Here is a 15,606-nt window from a genome sequence, read left to right on the forward strand (position 1 = left end):
CATGCTGAAGCGGCTGCCGCCCGCCTTCACACTAAGCTGAGTGTCTCCTGCGCACGCTCGGGCTGTACCGGTCCGCCGGCACCCCGCCCCGCACCGGACCCCACATGCTCATCCGCCTCGGTTACGAAATCCGCTACCGGTTCGCGCAAGCGACGCCGATGCTGGCGATGCTGGACATCCACGACAGCCGCCGCGACGACATCGTTGCCGCCACCGCCTTGCACAGCGTGCCGGCGCTGCCGTTGCACCGTTATCGCGATGGCTTCGGCAACCGCTGCACGCGCCTGCAGGCGCCCGCCGGAACGCTGACCCTGCGTGCCGATGCAGTGGTGCGCGACAGCGGACTGCCGGACCAGTACCGCTACGACGCCGCGCAGACCCCAGTGGAGCAGTTGCCCGACGCCACCCTGGTGTATCTGCTCGGCAGCCGCTACTGCGAGACCGATCTGCTCAGTGGCATGGCCTGGGAGCTGTTCGGCGGCACGCCGCCCGGCTGGGCACGGGTACAGGCGATCTGCGACTACGTGCATACGCGCATCACCTTCGGCTATGCCCATGCCTGCGCCACCAAGAGCGCCGCGCAGGCGCTGCAGGAAGGGCGCGGCGTGTGCCGCGACTTCGCGCATGCGGCGATCGCGCTGTGCCGCTGCATGAACATCCCGGCGCGCTACTGCACCGGCTATCTGGGCGACATCGGTGTCCCGGTCTCGGACGCACCGATGGATTTTTCCGGCTGGTTCGAAGCCTTCCTCGACGGGCGCTGGTACACCTTCGATGCACGCCACAACGTGCCGCGCATCGGCCGGGTGCTGATCGCGCGCGGCCGCGACGCCGCCGACGTGGCGATCAGCACCACCTTCGGCGACAACGTGCTCGAATCGTTCGTGGTGTGGACCGACGAGACCAAGCAGGCACAGCTCGACACGCGCCCCTTCGCAGCGGCCGGTGCCATCACCGCCGCCGGATGCGAACCCGGCAACGCGCTGGCCTGCTGAATCATTGCAGTGGACGGTGCCGCCATGCGCAGCACCGCCCTTCCGTGAACGCGCTATGCAGCCGCGCGCGGACTCAGGCGAAGCCGTCGGTGGCGCGCACCAACGCGTCGACGTTCTCGGGCTCGAACGCGGAATGGCCGGAGGCCGGGGTGATCTGCAGCGTCGCCTTCGGCCAGGCCTTGGCCAGATCCCAGGCGTTGGCCAGTGGGCAGACCACGTCGTAGCGGCCGTGCACGATCACCCCCGGGATGTCGGCGATGCGGTGCGCGTCGCGCAGCAACTGGTCCTCGACCTCGAAGAAGCCGCCGTTGACGAAATAGTGGTTCTCGATGCGGGCGAAGGCCAGCGCGAAGTGCGGGTCCTCGTGGCTGTCGACGAAATCGGCGTCCACGTGCAGGAAGCTGGTCGCGCCTTCCCACACGCTCCAGGCCTTGGCCGCGGCCAGACGGGTCGCCTCGTCGTCGCTGGTCAGGCGCCGGTGGAAGGCCGAGATCAGGTCGGCGCGCTCCACCGGCGGGATCGCCGCGACGTAGTGCTCCCATGCGTCCGGGAACAGGCGGCTGGCGCCTTCCTGGTAGAACCACTCCAGTTCCCAGCGACGCAGCATGAAGATGCCGCGCAGCACCAGTTCGGTGACGCGCTCCGGATGGCTCTGCGCGTAGGCCAGCGCCAGGGTCGAGCCCCAGCTGCCGCCGAACACCTGCCAGCGGTCGATGCCCAGGTGCGTGCGCAGCCGCTCGATATCGGCGACCAGGTCCCAGGTGGTGTTGTCGACGAGGTCGGCATGCGGCGTGGAGCGGCCGGAGCCGCGCTGGTCGAACAGCACGATGCGGTACTTGGCCGGATCGTGGAAGCGGCGCATCTTGGCGTTGCAGCCGCCGCCGGGACCGCCATGCAGCAGCACCACCGGCTTGCCGTGCGGATTGCCGCACTGTTCGTAGGACAGGGTATGCCGTGCGTCCACCGGCAACATGCCGCTGTCGAACGGCTCGATCTCGGGATACAGCGTGCGCATGGCGACTCCTGCGGGAAAACCGCGATTCTACCCATGCGCGCCACTTGAGCGGCGCTGACCAGCAACGGCCGGCCGCGAACGGACCTGGCGCAGCGCCGATCGGCCAACCGGGGTCGGGATCAACCGATCGCCGGCGCGCCTCTGCCGCCAGGGGCGTCCTGCAACCGCTGCTGCGCTTCCATGGCCAGGTGCTGCGCGCGCTGCTGGTTGAACGCCTGCGCCTGCTGCACCGTCTCGTGCATCGGTGCAGCGGCCTGCGCCACGTCCGTGGCGGCGCGGAAGCCCGGCGTGGTGCCGGACACCCACAGCGTGTCGCCGGCCATCTGCACCCGGTCGATCTTGTCGGCGCCGGCGATGCCGGCCTGCTTGGCGCCGAGCATCGCCTGCGCGACGTGCGCATCGCCGATCTGCGCCGGCACGTCCTTGCGGATGCGCGCGAACATGGCCTGATCGGACGCAGACAGCGCACCCAGCGTCTGCGCACGCTCATAGGTTTGTGCGGCCGACGGTGCCATGTGGGCTCCGGAGGCAGGCGTCGCCGCCGCCCCATGCGGATGCGCCGCTGCTGGCGCCTGCGGCTGCGCGGGCGCGGCGGCCGGCGCGCTGCGCTGGAACCACTGCCCGGGATGGGTCAGCGTGTCGTAGGCCTTGCCCGCCGCGTGCTTGGCGGCATCGATGCCCTGCGTGGCGGTCTGTCTTGCGGCTTCGTACGCGTGCGTACCAACCCGCGCGGCGCTGTCGGCCGCTTGCTTCGCCGCATCATAGGCACTGGTGGCCGCACGTCCAGCTTGCGCAACGCCTTCGGTCACTACGTGTTTGGACGCGTCGTAGGTCTGCGTGACAGTGCGCTCGACATGCTCCACACCGTTTATGACCACGTGCTTCGCCGCACCGTAGGTTTGAGTGGCCGCGCGCCCAACCTGCTCCGCGCCTTCAGTCACCACATGCTTCGCGGCGTCGTAGGTCTGGGTGGCCGCACGACCGACCTGCTGGGCGCCTTCGGTCACCACGTGCTTGGTTGCGTCGTAGGTTTGCGCCACCGCACGTTCGGCCCGGTCGATCCCATCGGAGACCGCCTGCTTGCCGAGCTGATACGTCTGCGTGGCGGTTTGCGCCGCGACCCGCGCGCCATCGTAGGCATCGACGATGTGATTGGCGACGTTGGCCACGCCCGCCTGGAAGCGAGGATCATGGATCCGCTCCACCACGGCGTCGGCAGCCGCATGCGCGCCTCGCTCCACGGCGCCTTTGGCCGATTCCAGCCCGCCGCCCACCCACCGCGCCGCCGCATCCGCACCTTGACCGTGCAGACGGGCGGCTTCGCCCACCACATGTCCAGCCAGCGGCGCAACCGGGATGAAGGGCGCGGTAAGGCGCCCGCCCTCCCGCGCCACGATCGCGATACGTTCGTCCAGCGCTTGCACGTAGCGACCGCCGGCGCGCACGGCATCGGCACCGTGTTGCAGGCCGTCGGCAACCCCGCGCACGGGCGCGCCACGCGCGATGGTGTCGCGAATGGCGGGATCGGCGTTGAGCACGAGGTACTCGTTGAGTTGCCGCCGCAGATTCGGCGACAGTTGGCCCTGCCCGTCGTTCCCGCGCATCTGCCGCAGCGACTCGGACAGTTCGGCGCGTGCGAAGGACACATCGCTGCCGAAGCGGTCGATGGCGTCCTTGTTCGCCGCGTAGCGCTGCGTCGCTTCCTGGAAGCGCTGGGGTTGCAGGATATTGTCCGGACTGTCGCTGCTGAAGTGCTGCTGGCCGCCGTGGTCGCTCAGCCGCATCGCGATCAGCGCGTTTGGCGGCGCCGACCCGGGCGGCGCATCCAGGTAGCGGCCGGCCCGCAGGCTCTGGATGTCCTCTTCGCTGGCCAGCGACACCACCTTGCCGACATGCGGACTGGCCGCGCTCACCACGTCGCCGGCCATGCGGTAGTTGGTGAGCTGGAAGCCCGGCTGCGGCGGGCCATCGATCATGTCCGCCGCGCCGAAGCCGTTGTAGGTGGCGCCGCGCAGGCCATATTTGGCGGCCTGGAGTTCCGCCAATGCGCCGCCCAGGGAGTGGCCGGCAGCGAATATCTGGGTTTTCGGGATGCCCTGCGCAGCCGCTTTGGCGATCATCTGCGCTGTAAACGCGTCGGCCGCAGACTTCTGCGCGTTGACGGTATCTCGCACCATCTTTGCATCGACGGCGATGTCCTGCAGCGTCGTCAGCGCGTGGTCCGCTTTTTCCGAAACACTCTTACCTGAAAATAGACCAGGATCAGTACCTCGGTACGCGACAATAACATTGTGAGGCGACGCAACGCTTTGATACGCAGTTGCGTGAAAGCCGGTAGCCGGATCACTGGCATAGCCAAATATCTTATAATCCTGGCCATCTAGAGAAACATATCTATTGTTATCGCCCACATCACGCTGTGATCGGTTGGCATACGAGTCATTACTTGCATCAGCTAACGCTTGATCAATGACTTTCATGACTTGACTTCCTTAACAGTGATCGTCACTGGGAAATAAGCATCAGGGTCTTTAAGAACCTCGGGATCGTCAGACTGGAACTCTAGCGCACCATAGGGAACCAAAGCAGGATCCCCATAAGAACTATTCTTGAAATAGCTTTTCCCACCACCCTCGCGCAAGATTTTTTCCAACAACCCTCCCCAACCGAATTTCACACCCTTGCCAATCGCGCTAACACCCACACTTGTCACATCCCAGTGGCAAACCCCGAGATTGAAATAATCTTCATCCAGCAGGGCATCGCGATAAAAATATCCCTTCCATGTGTGGTCATCCACCTGGACCATAGGAATATCGAGCCCGGTGTTAGGCACATGCTGCTCGCCAAGAACTGGCATCATCGGCACACAATTCTTATTGATGACGTCATATCCAATGTAAGCACCCTTGAAAGAATCCCACGGTCCCGGCGCATTTGACGTGGCGATGACCTCGTAGCGCTTGACCGGATGCGGATTCAAATGCCCGGTCGCACCGTCGTTGCCAACATCGATACCTTTCGAACAACCGGCGGCGGTCGCGGCCAGGGGCATGATGGCGGCAGCGGCCAGGTGGTGCAGTTTCATCGTATCGTCCTCGGGGGGATAGGCCGCAGGCAGCGCGGCAGTGGGGTCTGGTGGCAATGGCAGTCTCGGCTTGCGCCAGGGCGCAATCGGCACCCCGCCACGCGGCAGCGCGCCGAGCCTGGCGTAGACGTCCGCATTGATGCTGCCCATGTCGCGCAGGAGTTGCGCATCGCGCATCGTGCGGGCGCGTGGACGATAGGGATTGTCGCTGTACGTGCTCTTTTCGTCGCTCATCGCGCCACCTCTCCTTTATCAAGACTCCAAGTTGCGACTGCGATCTTACTCGCTGGAAACCATGTCGCCACTGCCCATCGCGCAAAGGGTACAAGTGAGATCCTGACCCACATCCATGGCCCGGATTTTCCTGATGAATCGCCATCGGGCTCTGATACCGGCATGCGGCAGCGCCAGGTATTGGTTACATAACTGACTGGAAGCCTGTAGCTGAGCCACTGGAAAAGCCGAGAACCCAGTAGCGCCTCTCACCTGAATGCACCTGCTTCTTGCAGCGATATCGCTTCGAGGACGATTCACATACGCGTCGTTGGCCGCATCGGCAACCGCTTGATCAATCCCCTTCACGGCTGGGCCTCCCTGACAGCGAGGGTGACAGAGAAATATGCGTCCGGATGCTGTAGCACTTCAGGATCAGCAGGATCGAAATCCTGTGCCCCGTAAGGGACCAGGGACTTATCCCCATGCGCGACCTTCTTGAAATACCTGGTCCCTCCACCTTCGCGCAGAATCTTCTCCATAGAGCCGCTCCACGCAAACCTCAGGCCCTGAGCAATCGCACTGGCGCTCACGCTCGTGACGTCCCAATGGCACACCCCAAGCTTGAAGTAATCCTCATCCTGCAGCGCATCGCGGTAGAAATACCCCTTCCACGTATGGTCGTCTACGCGGGTCATCGGAACGTCGAGTCCGGTATTGGGGACTTGCTGTTGACCAATGAAGGGGATCATCGGAACGCACTTCTTATTGACGACGTCGTATCCGATGTAGGCGCCCTCGAACGCATCCCACGGCCCCGGCGCATGGGACGTGGCGATGACCTCGTAGCGTTTGACCGGGTGCGGATTCAGATGCCCGGTTGCGCCATCGTTGCCGACGTCGATGCCGTTGGAGCAGCCCGCGCCAGCCACGAGGATGGCAGCGACAGCGAGTGCGCGCAGGATTCTGAGACGGGGCCTGCGACGAGCGGTCACGCCGGCAGGGATCCACGCACCCTCGGCATGCCGCGCACCCGTCTGTGCCACGGCGGGCGTGGGCGGTAATCGCATTCGAAAGGCGACTGAGGGTGAACATTGCGGGTCATCCATGTCCGGCATCGTTACCCACGCACCATACCCCGGCGCCGGCGGGTCAGGCCAGCGGCTGGCGCCCCAGCGTGACCCGATCGCGCGCCTCCAGGTCCTGATACGTCGCCACCTCCGCGAAGCCGGCCGCCTCAAGCAGCGCGCGCACCGCCGCGCCCTGGTCCCAGCCGTGTTCCAGCAGCAGCCAGCCGCCGGGCAGCAGATGCGCCGGCGCATCGGCGACGATCCGGCGCAGGTCGTCCAGCCCATCGGGGCCGGACGCCAGCGCGCTGGCCGGTTCGTAGCGCAGGTCGCCCTGCTGCAGGTGCGGATCGCCGGCGGCGATGTACGGCGGGTTGCTGGCGATCAGATCGAAGCGCTGGCCGGCCAGCGGCGCCAGCCAGGCACCATGGACGAAGGCGACGTTGCCCAGGCCGTGCGCGTGCGCATTGGCCTGCGCGACCGCCAGGGCGGCTGTACTGAGGTCGGTGGCCGTCACCTGCGCCTGCGGGCGCTCGCTGGCCAGGGCCAGGGCGATCGCGCCGCTGCCGGTGCCGAGGTCGGCGATGCGCCGGCCCGGCGCCGGATCCAGTCGCTCCAGCGCCAGTTCCACCAGCCGCTCGGTGTCCGCGCGCGGGATCAACGTGGCCGGTCCGACCGCCAGGTCCAGGGTCCAGAAGCCGCGCCGGCCGGTCAGGTAGGCCACCGGCTCGCCCTGTACACGCCGGGCGAGCAGCGCCTGAAACCCATCCGCCACCTCGTCCGCCAACGGATCGCGGGCGTGCGCGAACAGCCACGCACGGTCGCGTTGCAGGGCGTGCAGCAGCAAGGCTTCAGCATCGCCGCGCTCGACCTGGGTGCAGGCGTCGCGCAGCAGGGATTCAGGGGTGGGCGCATTCATCGCTGTCACGATGACGCAGCGAGCGCGGAAAAGCCAACGTGGTAGAACGGACCGACGCCCATGCGCCCTGGGCGGCTGACGCGCTGTTCGCGCGGCAGTGCAGCAAAGAGCCAGGCTTGGGAATCGATAGAGGAAACCTATCTATTCAATTCCATCAATCGATTTGAGGGATCTATCGGCGCCCCCTATCATGAGCCTCGTTCCATCCCCCGACCCCTATTGCAACCACGAGGAAACTCCATGTCGTCTTTGATCAACACCCAGGTCCAGCCGTTCAAGGCCAACGCCTACCGCAATGGCGAATTCATCGAAGTCACCGACGCGGACCTGAAGGGCAAGTGGTCGGTGCTGATCTTCATGCCGGCCGCCTTCACCTTCAACTGCCCGACCGAAGTGGAAGACGCCGCCGAGCATTACGCCGAGTTCCAGAAGATCGGCGCCGAGGTCTACATCGTCACCACCGACACCCATTTCTCGCACAAGGTGTGGCACGAGACCTCCCCGGCCGTGGGCAAGGCTCAGTTCCCGCTGGTCGGCGACCCGACCCACCAGCTGACCCGCGCCTTCGGCGTGCACATCGAGGAAGAAGGCCTGGCCCTGCGCGGCACCTTCGTGATCAACCCGGAAGGCGTGATCAAGACCCTCGAGATCCACGACAACGCGATCGCCCGCGACGTCACCGAGACCCTGCGCAAGCTCAAGGCCGCGCAGTTCGTCGCCTCGCACCCGGGCGAGGTCTGCCCGGCCAAGTGGAAGGAAGGCGAGAAGACCCTGAAGCCGTCGCTGGACTTGGTCGGCAAGATCTAAGCCGCCCTCGCTCCCATCTCCGCCTCGCGGCGGGGGTGGGGGTGAACCGCAGCCGGCATCGCGCGCCGGCGCCGGCTGCGGTTCATCCCTCCTCCCCTCTTCGCAGCGCGCTGCTCCGGCAGCACGCCTCCCCCGCGCTTTGCCCAACGTCAGGAGTCCGCCATGTTGGATGCCGATCTGAAAACCCAGTTGAAGGCTTACCTGGAGCGGGTCGTCCGGCCCATCCACGTCACCGCGTCGGTGGACGATGGCGCCAAGTCGCGCGAGATGCTCGACCTGCTCGAGGACCTGGTGCTGCTGTCGGACAAGATCACCCTGGACGTGCACCGCGACAGCGGCGAGCGCGCGCCCTCGTTCGCGCTGAACAGCCCCGGCCAGGACATCCACCTGCGCTTCGCCGGCCTGCCGATGGGCCACGAGTTCACCTCGCTGGTGCTGGCGCTGCTGCAGGTCGGCGGCCATCCGTCCAAGGCCACCGCCGAACTGATCGAGCAGGTGCGCAACCTGCCCGGCGAGTACCGCTTCGAAACCTATTTCTCGCTGTCCTGCCAGAACTGCCCGGACGTGGTGCAGGCGCTGAACCTGGCCGCGGTGCTGAATCCGAACATCCAGCACGTGGCGATCGACGGCGCGCTGTTCCAGGACGAGGTCGAGGCGCGGCAGATCATGTCGGTGCCCACCGTCTACCTCAACGGCGAAGTCTTCGATCAGGGCCGCATGACCCTGGAGCAGATCGTGGCCCGGCTCGACACCGGCGCGGCCAAGCGCGATGCGGTGGCGATCGCGGCCAAGGCGCCGTTCGACGTGCTGGTGGTCGGCGGCGGTCCGGCCGGCGCGGCGGCGGCGATCTACGCCGCGCGCAAGGGCATCCGCACAGGCGTGGCGGCCGAGCGCTTCGGCGGCCAGGTGCTGGACACCATGGCGATCGAGAACTTCATCTCCGTGCAGGAGACCGAAGGCCCGAAGATGGCCGCGGCGCTGGAGCAGCACGTGCGCCAGTACGACGTGGACATCATGAACCTGCAGCGCGCCGAACAGCTGGTGCCGGCCGGTGCCGACGGCCTGGTCGAGGTCAAGCTGGCCAACGGCGCCTCGCTGAAGAGCCGCACGGTGATCCTGTCCACCGGCGCGCGCTGGCGGCAGATGAACGTGCCCGGCGAAGACCAGTACCGCAACAAGGGCGTGGCCTATTGCCCGCACTGCGACGGCCCGCTGTTCAAGGGCAAGCGCGTGGCGGTGATCGGCGGCGGCAACTCCGGCGTGGAAGCGGCGATCGACCTGGCCGGCATCGTCAGCCACGTCACTCTGGTCGAGTTCGACAGCAAGCTGCGCGCCGACGAAGTCCTGCAGCGCAAGCTGCGCAGCCTGGGCAACGTCGACATCCTGGTCAACGCGCAGAGCACCGAAGTGCTCGGCGACGGCCAGAAGGTCACCGGCCTGGTCTACAAGGACCGCGTCGGCGGCGATGTGCATCGCGTGGCGCTGGAAGGCATCTTCGTGCAGATCGGCCTGCTGCCGAACACCGAATGGCTGCAGGGCACGGTGGCGCTGTCGCCGCGCGGCGAGATCGTGGTCGACGACCGCGGCCAGACTTCCCTGCCGGGCGTGTTCGCCGCCGGCGACGCGACCACGGTGCCGTACAAGCAGATCATCATCGCCATGGGCGAAGGTTCCAAGGCGGCGCTGAGCGCGTTCGACCACCTGATCCGGCACAGCGCACCGGTCGCCAGCGGCAGCGTGGCCGAAGCGGCCTGATCCGCACCCATCCCGCGCCGCTCCGCCGGCGCGGGACCAGGGTGTGCGGTCTCCACCGCGCGCGTCCATCTGTCTCGCCGCCATGTGCGCCACACGCTCTATGCTGTGACCCTGCGTCACCTCCCGCCGCTGCGTTCCGAGGAACCCGCTGATGAACCTGCGTGATCTGAAATACCTGGTGGCGCTGGCCGATCACAAGCATTTCGGGCGCGCCGCCGCGGCCTGCTTCGTCAGCCAGCCGACGCTGTCCACGCAGATCAAGAAGCTCGAGGACGAACTGGGCGTACCGCTGGTGGAGCGCGCGCCACGCAAGGTCATGCTGACCCCGGCCGGGCGCGAGGCCGCCAGCCGCGCGCGCGGCATCGTCGCCGAGATCGAGCAGATGAAGGAGGCGGCGCGGCGCAGCCAGGATCCGGAAGCCGGCACCGTGCGCCTGGGCATTTTCCCGACGCTCGGCCCGTATCTGCTGCCGCATGTGATCCCGCGCATCCGCGCGCGCTTCCCGCAGCTGGAACTGCTGCTGATCGAAGAGAAGAGCGACGTGCTGCTGACCCGCTTGCGCGAGGGCCGGCTGGACGCGGCGCTGCTGGCGCTGCCGTTGCACGACGAGCAATTGCATGCCGAATTCCTGTTCGAGGAACCGTTCGTGCTGGCGGTGCCCGAGCAGCATCCGCTGGCGCGGCGGCCGACCCCGCTGACCATGGACGAACTGCACGCGCAACGCCTGCTGCTGCTCGAGGACGGGCACTGTCTGCGTGACCAGGCGCTGGACGTGTGCCACCTGTCCGGCGCGCTGGAGAAAGCCGAGTTCCAGGCCACCAGCCTGGAGACGCTGCGGCAGATGGTCGCCGCCAACGTCGGTGTGACCCTGCTGCCGCTGCTGGCGGTGCAGCCGCCGGTGGCCAATCCGCCGAACCTGCGCCTGCTCTCGTTCGCGCCCGACGGCGGGCCGAGCCGGCGCATCGCCATGCTGTGGCGGCGCAGTTCGGCGATGGGCGCGTTCCTGCAGCAACTGGCGCACCTGTTCGGTGCACTGCCCGAGGAGCTGTTCACGCTGCCGGCGCAGGCGTCGCTGCCGGACCAGGCGCCGCGCCAGGTGGCCTGAACAGGCCGACCGGCCGCGACGTCGCATCGGCGCCGGCTTGCTTGCACAATGGGAACGGGGGCGGCGCGGTGCCGCCTCCGTTCGTTGTGCCATCCAACCGGAGCCTGTCCATGACCTCGCAACACCACAGCGGCCTGCCGCCCTCGTTGATCGTCTCCAGCCGCGACCTCGCGCGCCTGGAAGCCCTGCTCGACTCCCCTGCCTTGCACCAGCACCCGGCCGCGCAAGCGCTGGGCGCAGAACTCGACCGCGCCACCGTGATGGCGCCCGACCAGATTCCCCCCGGCATCGTCACCATGCATTCCCGCGTGGAGTGCGAAGACGAACTGCACGGCGAACGCCATCAGCTGACCCTGGTCTATCCGCACGAAGCCGATGCCGCGCATGCGCGCATCTCGGTGCTGGCCCCGGTCGGCAGCGCCCTGCTCGGCCTGGCCGTGGGCCAGTCGATCGACTGGCAGGCGCCCGGCGGACGCCCGCTGCGCCTGCGCGTAACCGCGGTGCAGCGCGCCGACGACGACAATGCGCGCGCAGCGCGTTAACGTGCGCGGCCCTATCCTTGTCCCAACTCGTTTCCGAGAGATACCGATGACCTCTTCCGCCCCCTCCAAGCTCGCCCAGTTGCGCGAGTTGTCCGTGGTCGTGGCCGATACCGGCGACTATGACGCGATCAAGCGGCTCAAGCCGGTGGACTGCACCACCAATCCGACCCTGGTGAAGAAGGCGCTGGACCTGCCGGTCTACGCCGATCTGATCGACGAGGCGCTGGCCTGGGCGCGCGGCCAGGACGGCGACCACGCCGCCTTGGTCGACGAGATCGCCGACCGCCTGACCATCGGCGTCGGCGCCAAGCTCAGCGCGCTGGTGCCCGGCCGCGTGTCCACCGAGGTGGACGCCGACCTGGCCCACGACACCGCCGCCACCATCGCCAAGGCGCACAAGTTCATCGCCATGTACGCCGAGCGCGGCATCCCCAAGGACCGCATCCTGATCAAGGTCGCCGCGACCTGGGAAGGCATCGAGGCGGCGCGGCAGCTGCAGCAGGACGGCATCGACTGCAACCTGACCCTGATCTTCAACCGCACCCAGGCCCTGGCCTGCGCCGAGGCCGGCGTGTTCCTGATCTCGCCGTTCGTCGGCCGCATCCTCGACTGGTACGTGGCCAAGGGCCAGACCCCGGCGACCATCGACGAGGACCCGGGCGTGCAGTTCGTGCGCGGCGTCTACGACGAATTCAAGCGCCGCGGCTCGGCGACCGTGGTGATGGGCGCCTCGTTCCGTTCCACCGCGCAGATCGAGGCGCTGGCCGGCTGCGACCGCCTGACCATCTCGCCGGACCTGCTGGAAAAGCTCGACGCCGACCACGGCCCGCTGCCGCGCAAGCTCTCGCCCGGCCAAGCCGACGGCGCCAAGATCGAGCCGATCGACGCCAAGCGCTTCGCCGCCGACCTGGCCGCCGATCCGATGGCTACCGAAAAGCTGGCCGGCGGCATCGACACCTTCGCCAAGGACCTGCAGACCCTGCGCGACACGATCCGGCACAAGCTGGTCGGCTGAGTGTTGCCTGCACCCCAAGCGCGGTGATGCTGCGCTTGGGGTGCCGGGAATAGGGAAACGGGAATGGGGAATTGGCCAAGCGGGTGCGCCTCTCGCCGCCGTTTTCCCGCCCGATCAGATGTCGTCGCTACAGGCGCTTGCGCTGCGCGATGCGCACCAACCAAGAACGCCAAAACAGGCGCAGCCACAACGCGTATCACCCATGACGCTTTCGACGCCGCGTTGGCGCGGCCGCAACTTTTCCCAGGCTATGCTGCGCGCCCGAGTGCAGAGGCAAGGCAATGGCGACGATCGCAGTGGTGATGGTGGACGGCGTGGCGGACTGGGAGATCGGCACCATCCTGCCGGCGGCGCGGGCCTGGTTCAGCGACACGATCCAGATCGCCAGCATCGACGGCAAGTCCATCACCTCGATCGGCGGGCTGGAGCTGCACCCCACCTATGCGCTGTCGGACCTGGCGCCATTGGACGCCGACCTGTGGCTGCTGCCCGGCAGCGACCGCTGGCAGGCCGGCGAGATTCCAGGACTGAGCGCACTGCTGCAGCAGCGCCTGGAGGCGGGCCGCGGCGTGGCGGCGATCTGCGGCGCGACCCTGGCGCTGGCCTACGCCGGCCTGCTCGATACCCGTCCGCACACCAGCAATTCCGAAGCCTTCCTGCGCGAGCACGCCGGCGTCTATGCCGGCAGCACGCATTATCAGGAACGCCGCGTAGTCAGCGCTGGCGGGCTGATCACCGCTCCCGGCACCAGCCCGGTCAGCTTCGCCGAGGAATGCCTGCGGCTGCTGCACCCCGAACGCGAAGAGCAGATCGCGCAGATGCGGCAGATGTTCGCGGCCGAGTTCGTGTAACGCGACCAGTGCCACCTGTCATGCAGACGGCGGCGACACGCCATGACTACACTTGTCGCCACACCCTGCAACCCACCATCGGCGGCAGCCCGCGGCGTCGCGGTCGATCCGCGGCGGGCGTGACGCAACGGCGGTCACGCATGCCAGCGCGCCAGCAGGGTGCTTCCACGACGTCGACAGGAGAAGGCGCATGCGCGGATGGATGGCGCGTTATTTGTTTTCGCTGGCGCTGGCCGCCGCCAGCGCCACCGGCATGGCCGCCACACCGGCACCGACCCGGGTCGCGATCCTGGGCGTTGAGCACGCGGGGCAACTGGTTTCCGAACGCGACCAGCCGGGCGTGCTCGCGGCGTTCCTGGAGCAACTCGCACCGGACGCGATCTGTATCGAACGCCCGCCGGAGCAGGCGGCGCGCGGCGATTACTACGAATACACCTACGAGGTGCAGGGCGTGATCCTGCCGTACGCCGCGGCGCATCCCGTCGCCCTCTGTCCGATCGACTGGATGCCGCCGGTGGAGGACGCCAGACTCGGCTTCGGCATGGATCTGGACACGCCGTTGGAACTGCGCCGCGAGCAGGGGTTCCAGGGCTTCCTGTCGTTCCCCGACAAGGCCGCCCTGCAGCGCGACTTCTTTGCGGCGGATGCGGCCGAGAACGTGGCCGCGGTGCAGAAATGGGCGCAGACGCCGGCGCCGCGGGCCGACCAGGACCTGCCGCGACGCCTGTACCTGTACCGCACCTTCCTGCAGGCCCAGCGCATCCGCGCCGCGGCACTGGCGCACCCGGGCAAGACCGTGCTGGTCGTGGTGGGCTATTTCCACAAACCGGACCTGGAGGCGATCCTTGCGCACGACCCGGCGATCGCGCTGGTGCAGCCGTCCACGCTGGGGCGCCCCACCGCGGACGCGGTCGCGCGCGCCACCACCGCGACGCAGCGCGCCGCGATCCTCGCCTTCAACCTGCTCGGCACCCAGGCCGAGACCGGCAACGTCGACTGGGCATGGATGAGCCGCGTCCTGGCTGCCTACGCCGCCGACGCGCCGGCCGCCGAAACGGCGCTGTTGCGGATCCGCCTGGCCCTGCTGAGCGGCCAGCTCGCACCGGCCGAAGCACGGCGGCGCTACGCACGGCTCGCCGAGGAAACTCCAGCCGAGCTGGCATTCGGCTGGACCGGCGTGCAGGACCGCACCCGCGTGGATTCGTTCTTCGATCCCTTCGGCAATCTGACGGTCCGCCAGCGCGCGACGCTGGAACTGGCACGCACCGACTACGCGCTCGGCCGCAGCCGTGACGGCGACGCGGCGATCGAACGGCTCAAGGCCGAGCTATCACCGCGCAAGGCGCTGCAACTGTCCGGCTATGCGGCGCGGCTGCGGCAGGCCGCCGCGAGCACGCGCGATTCGCGTGCCGCGAAGTAACGGGCTCGCGTCGAGACGTCACCCGCGGTCGGGGTGACCCTGGATGGCGACAGCATCCTGCGCGCACCACGCGCAGATGCGCTGGCTCAGGCCTCCAGCCCGATCGGGCAACTCACCCCGGTCCCGCCCAGGCCGCAGTAGCCGCCGGGGTTCTTGGCCAGATACTGCTGGTGCTCGTCCTCGGCGTAGTAGAACGGCGGCGCCGGGAAGCGGATCTCGGTGGTGATGGAACCGTAGCCGGCGGCGTCCAGGCGCTGCTGGTAGGCATCGCGGCTGGCCAGCGCGGCCTCGTACTGCGCCTGGGTGGTGCAGTAGATCGCCGAGCGGTACTGGGTGCCGGTGTCGTTGCCCTGGCGCATGCCCTGGGTCGGGTCGTGGCTTTCCCAGAAGGTCTGCAGCAACTGCTCGAAGCGCACGGTCTGCGGGTCGAACGCCACCAGCACCGCCTCGGTGTGACCGGTCTGACCGGAGCACACTTCGCGATAGGTGGCATTGGGCGTCTCGCCGCCGGCATAGCCGACCGCCGTGCTGAACACGCCGGGCAGCGACCAGAACTTGCGTTCGGCGCCCCAGAAGCAGCCCAGGCCGAACTGCACCTGCTCCAGGCCGGCGAAGGCATCGCGCAAGGGGTGGCCGTTGACGAAGTGGCGGTTGTGCAGCGGCAGCGGCTGCGCGCGTCCCGGCAGGCTCTCGCCCGGGTGCGGCAGGCGCTGCTTGAAGGCACCGATTCCCAACATGGCACAGACTCCTGGCAGCGACGGCGATGTCAGGTGGATGGCGCTGCCGGAGCCCGCTTTCAAGTGCGCCCGACCAC

14 protein-coding genes are annotated in these 15,606 nt (G+C 67.7%); 8 read left to right on the forward strand and 6 right to left on the reverse strand.

The genetic code is table 11. The features are described from left to right. Positions 1-104 precede the first annotated feature (104 nt). Positions 105-995 carry a transglutaminase family protein gene (locus tag SLW56_RS04140; RefSeq protein WP_320694371.1) on the forward strand — a complete coding sequence of 297 codons (891 nt, stop codon included), beginning with the start codon at positions 105-107 and terminating at the stop codon, positions 993-995. Between the two features lie 73 nt (positions 996-1,068). Here the strand turns inward: SLW56_RS04140 and pip are convergent, their stop codons facing one another. The 5 genes from pip to prmC form a co-directional block, all read right to left on the reverse strand. Further along, entirely contained in the window at positions 1,069-2,010 is a 942-nt protein-coding gene (pip, locus tag SLW56_RS04145) for a prolyl aminopeptidase (protein ID WP_017909227.1), read from the reverse strand. A gap of 119 nt (positions 2,011-2,129) precedes the next feature. Beyond that, positions 2,130-4,490, reverse strand: coding sequence for a hypothetical protein (locus SLW56_RS04150; protein WP_267085622.1), 2,361 nt, complete (start codon positions 4,488-4,490; stop codon positions 2,130-2,132). After that, on the reverse strand, positions 4,487-5,332 hold the full coding sequence (locus tag SLW56_RS04155; protein ID WP_193312711.1) for a hypothetical protein: 846 nt from the start codon (positions 5,330-5,332) through the stop codon (positions 4,487-4,489). Before SLW56_RS04155 ends, SLW56_RS04150 begins: the two co-directional genes overlap by 4 nt. Positions 5,333-5,676: 344 nt before the next feature. Next, positions 5,677-6,420, reverse strand: coding sequence for a hypothetical protein (locus SLW56_RS04160; protein WP_267123525.1), 744 nt, complete (start codon positions 6,418-6,420; stop codon positions 5,677-5,679). 43 nt (positions 6,421-6,463) lie between these two features. Next, positions 6,464-7,297: a peptide chain release factor N(5)-glutamine methyltransferase gene (gene prmC / locus SLW56_RS04165; RefSeq protein ID WP_267085620.1), complete on the reverse strand. Its 834-nt coding sequence runs from the start codon at positions 7,295-7,297 to the stop codon at positions 6,464-6,466. A gap of 240 nt (positions 7,298-7,537) precedes the next feature. Between prmC and ahpC the strand changes: the two genes are divergently transcribed. The 7 genes from ahpC (at position 7,538) to SLW56_RS04200 (ending at position 14,792) form a co-directional block, all read left to right on the forward strand. Next, entirely contained in the window at positions 7,538-8,104 is a 567-nt protein-coding gene (ahpC, locus tag SLW56_RS04170) for an alkyl hydroperoxide reductase subunit C (protein ID WP_010341941.1), read from the forward strand. A gap of 162 nt (positions 8,105-8,266) precedes the next feature. Next, the gene (gene ahpF, locus SLW56_RS04175; RefSeq protein WP_320694372.1) at positions 8,267-9,859 is read left to right on the forward strand and encodes an alkyl hydroperoxide reductase subunit F; all 1,593 of its coding nucleotides are present in this window, start codon (positions 8,267-8,269) and stop codon (positions 9,857-9,859) included. A gap of 151 nt (positions 9,860-10,010) precedes the next feature. After that, on the forward strand, positions 10,011-10,964 hold the full coding sequence (locus tag SLW56_RS04180) for a LysR substrate-binding domain-containing protein (protein WP_152237892.1): 954 nt from the start codon (positions 10,011-10,013) through the stop codon (positions 10,962-10,964). Between the two features lie 110 nt (positions 10,965-11,074). Then, positions 11,075-11,506 carry a nucleoside diphosphate kinase regulator gene (gene rnk / locus SLW56_RS04185; RefSeq protein ID WP_017915104.1) on the forward strand — a complete coding sequence of 144 codons (432 nt, stop codon included), beginning with the start codon at positions 11,075-11,077 and terminating at the stop codon, positions 11,504-11,506. Positions 11,507-11,552: 46 nt separating this feature from the next. Beyond that, positions 11,553-12,521 (forward strand): transaldolase, encoded by a 969-nt coding sequence (gene tal / locus SLW56_RS04190; RefSeq protein ID WP_320694373.1) that lies wholly within the window; start codon positions 11,553-11,555, stop codon positions 12,519-12,521. 281 nt (positions 12,522-12,802) lie between these two features. Further along, positions 12,803-13,372 carry a type 1 glutamine amidotransferase family protein gene (locus SLW56_RS04195; RefSeq protein ID WP_320694374.1) on the forward strand — a complete coding sequence of 190 codons (570 nt, stop codon included), beginning with the start codon at positions 12,803-12,805 and terminating at the stop codon, positions 13,370-13,372. A gap of 190 nt (positions 13,373-13,562) precedes the next feature. Further along, positions 13,563-14,792 (forward strand): hypothetical protein, encoded by a 1,230-nt coding sequence (locus tag SLW56_RS04200; RefSeq protein ID WP_320694375.1) that lies wholly within the window; start codon positions 13,563-13,565, stop codon positions 14,790-14,792. Between the two features lie 86 nt (positions 14,793-14,878). On the opposite strand, the gene msrA is transcribed toward SLW56_RS04200, so the two are convergent. Beyond that, positions 14,879-15,529: a peptide-methionine (S)-S-oxide reductase MsrA gene (msrA, locus tag SLW56_RS04205; protein ID WP_267093546.1), complete on the reverse strand. Its 651-nt coding sequence runs from the start codon at positions 15,527-15,529 to the stop codon at positions 14,879-14,881. Positions 15,530-15,606: the final 77 nt, after the last annotated feature.

Source organism: Xanthomonas sp. LF07-6, from assembly GCF_034105445.1.
GTDB classification, from domain to species: Bacteria; Pseudomonadota; Gammaproteobacteria; order Xanthomonadales; family Xanthomonadaceae; genus Xanthomonas_A; species Xanthomonas_A sontii.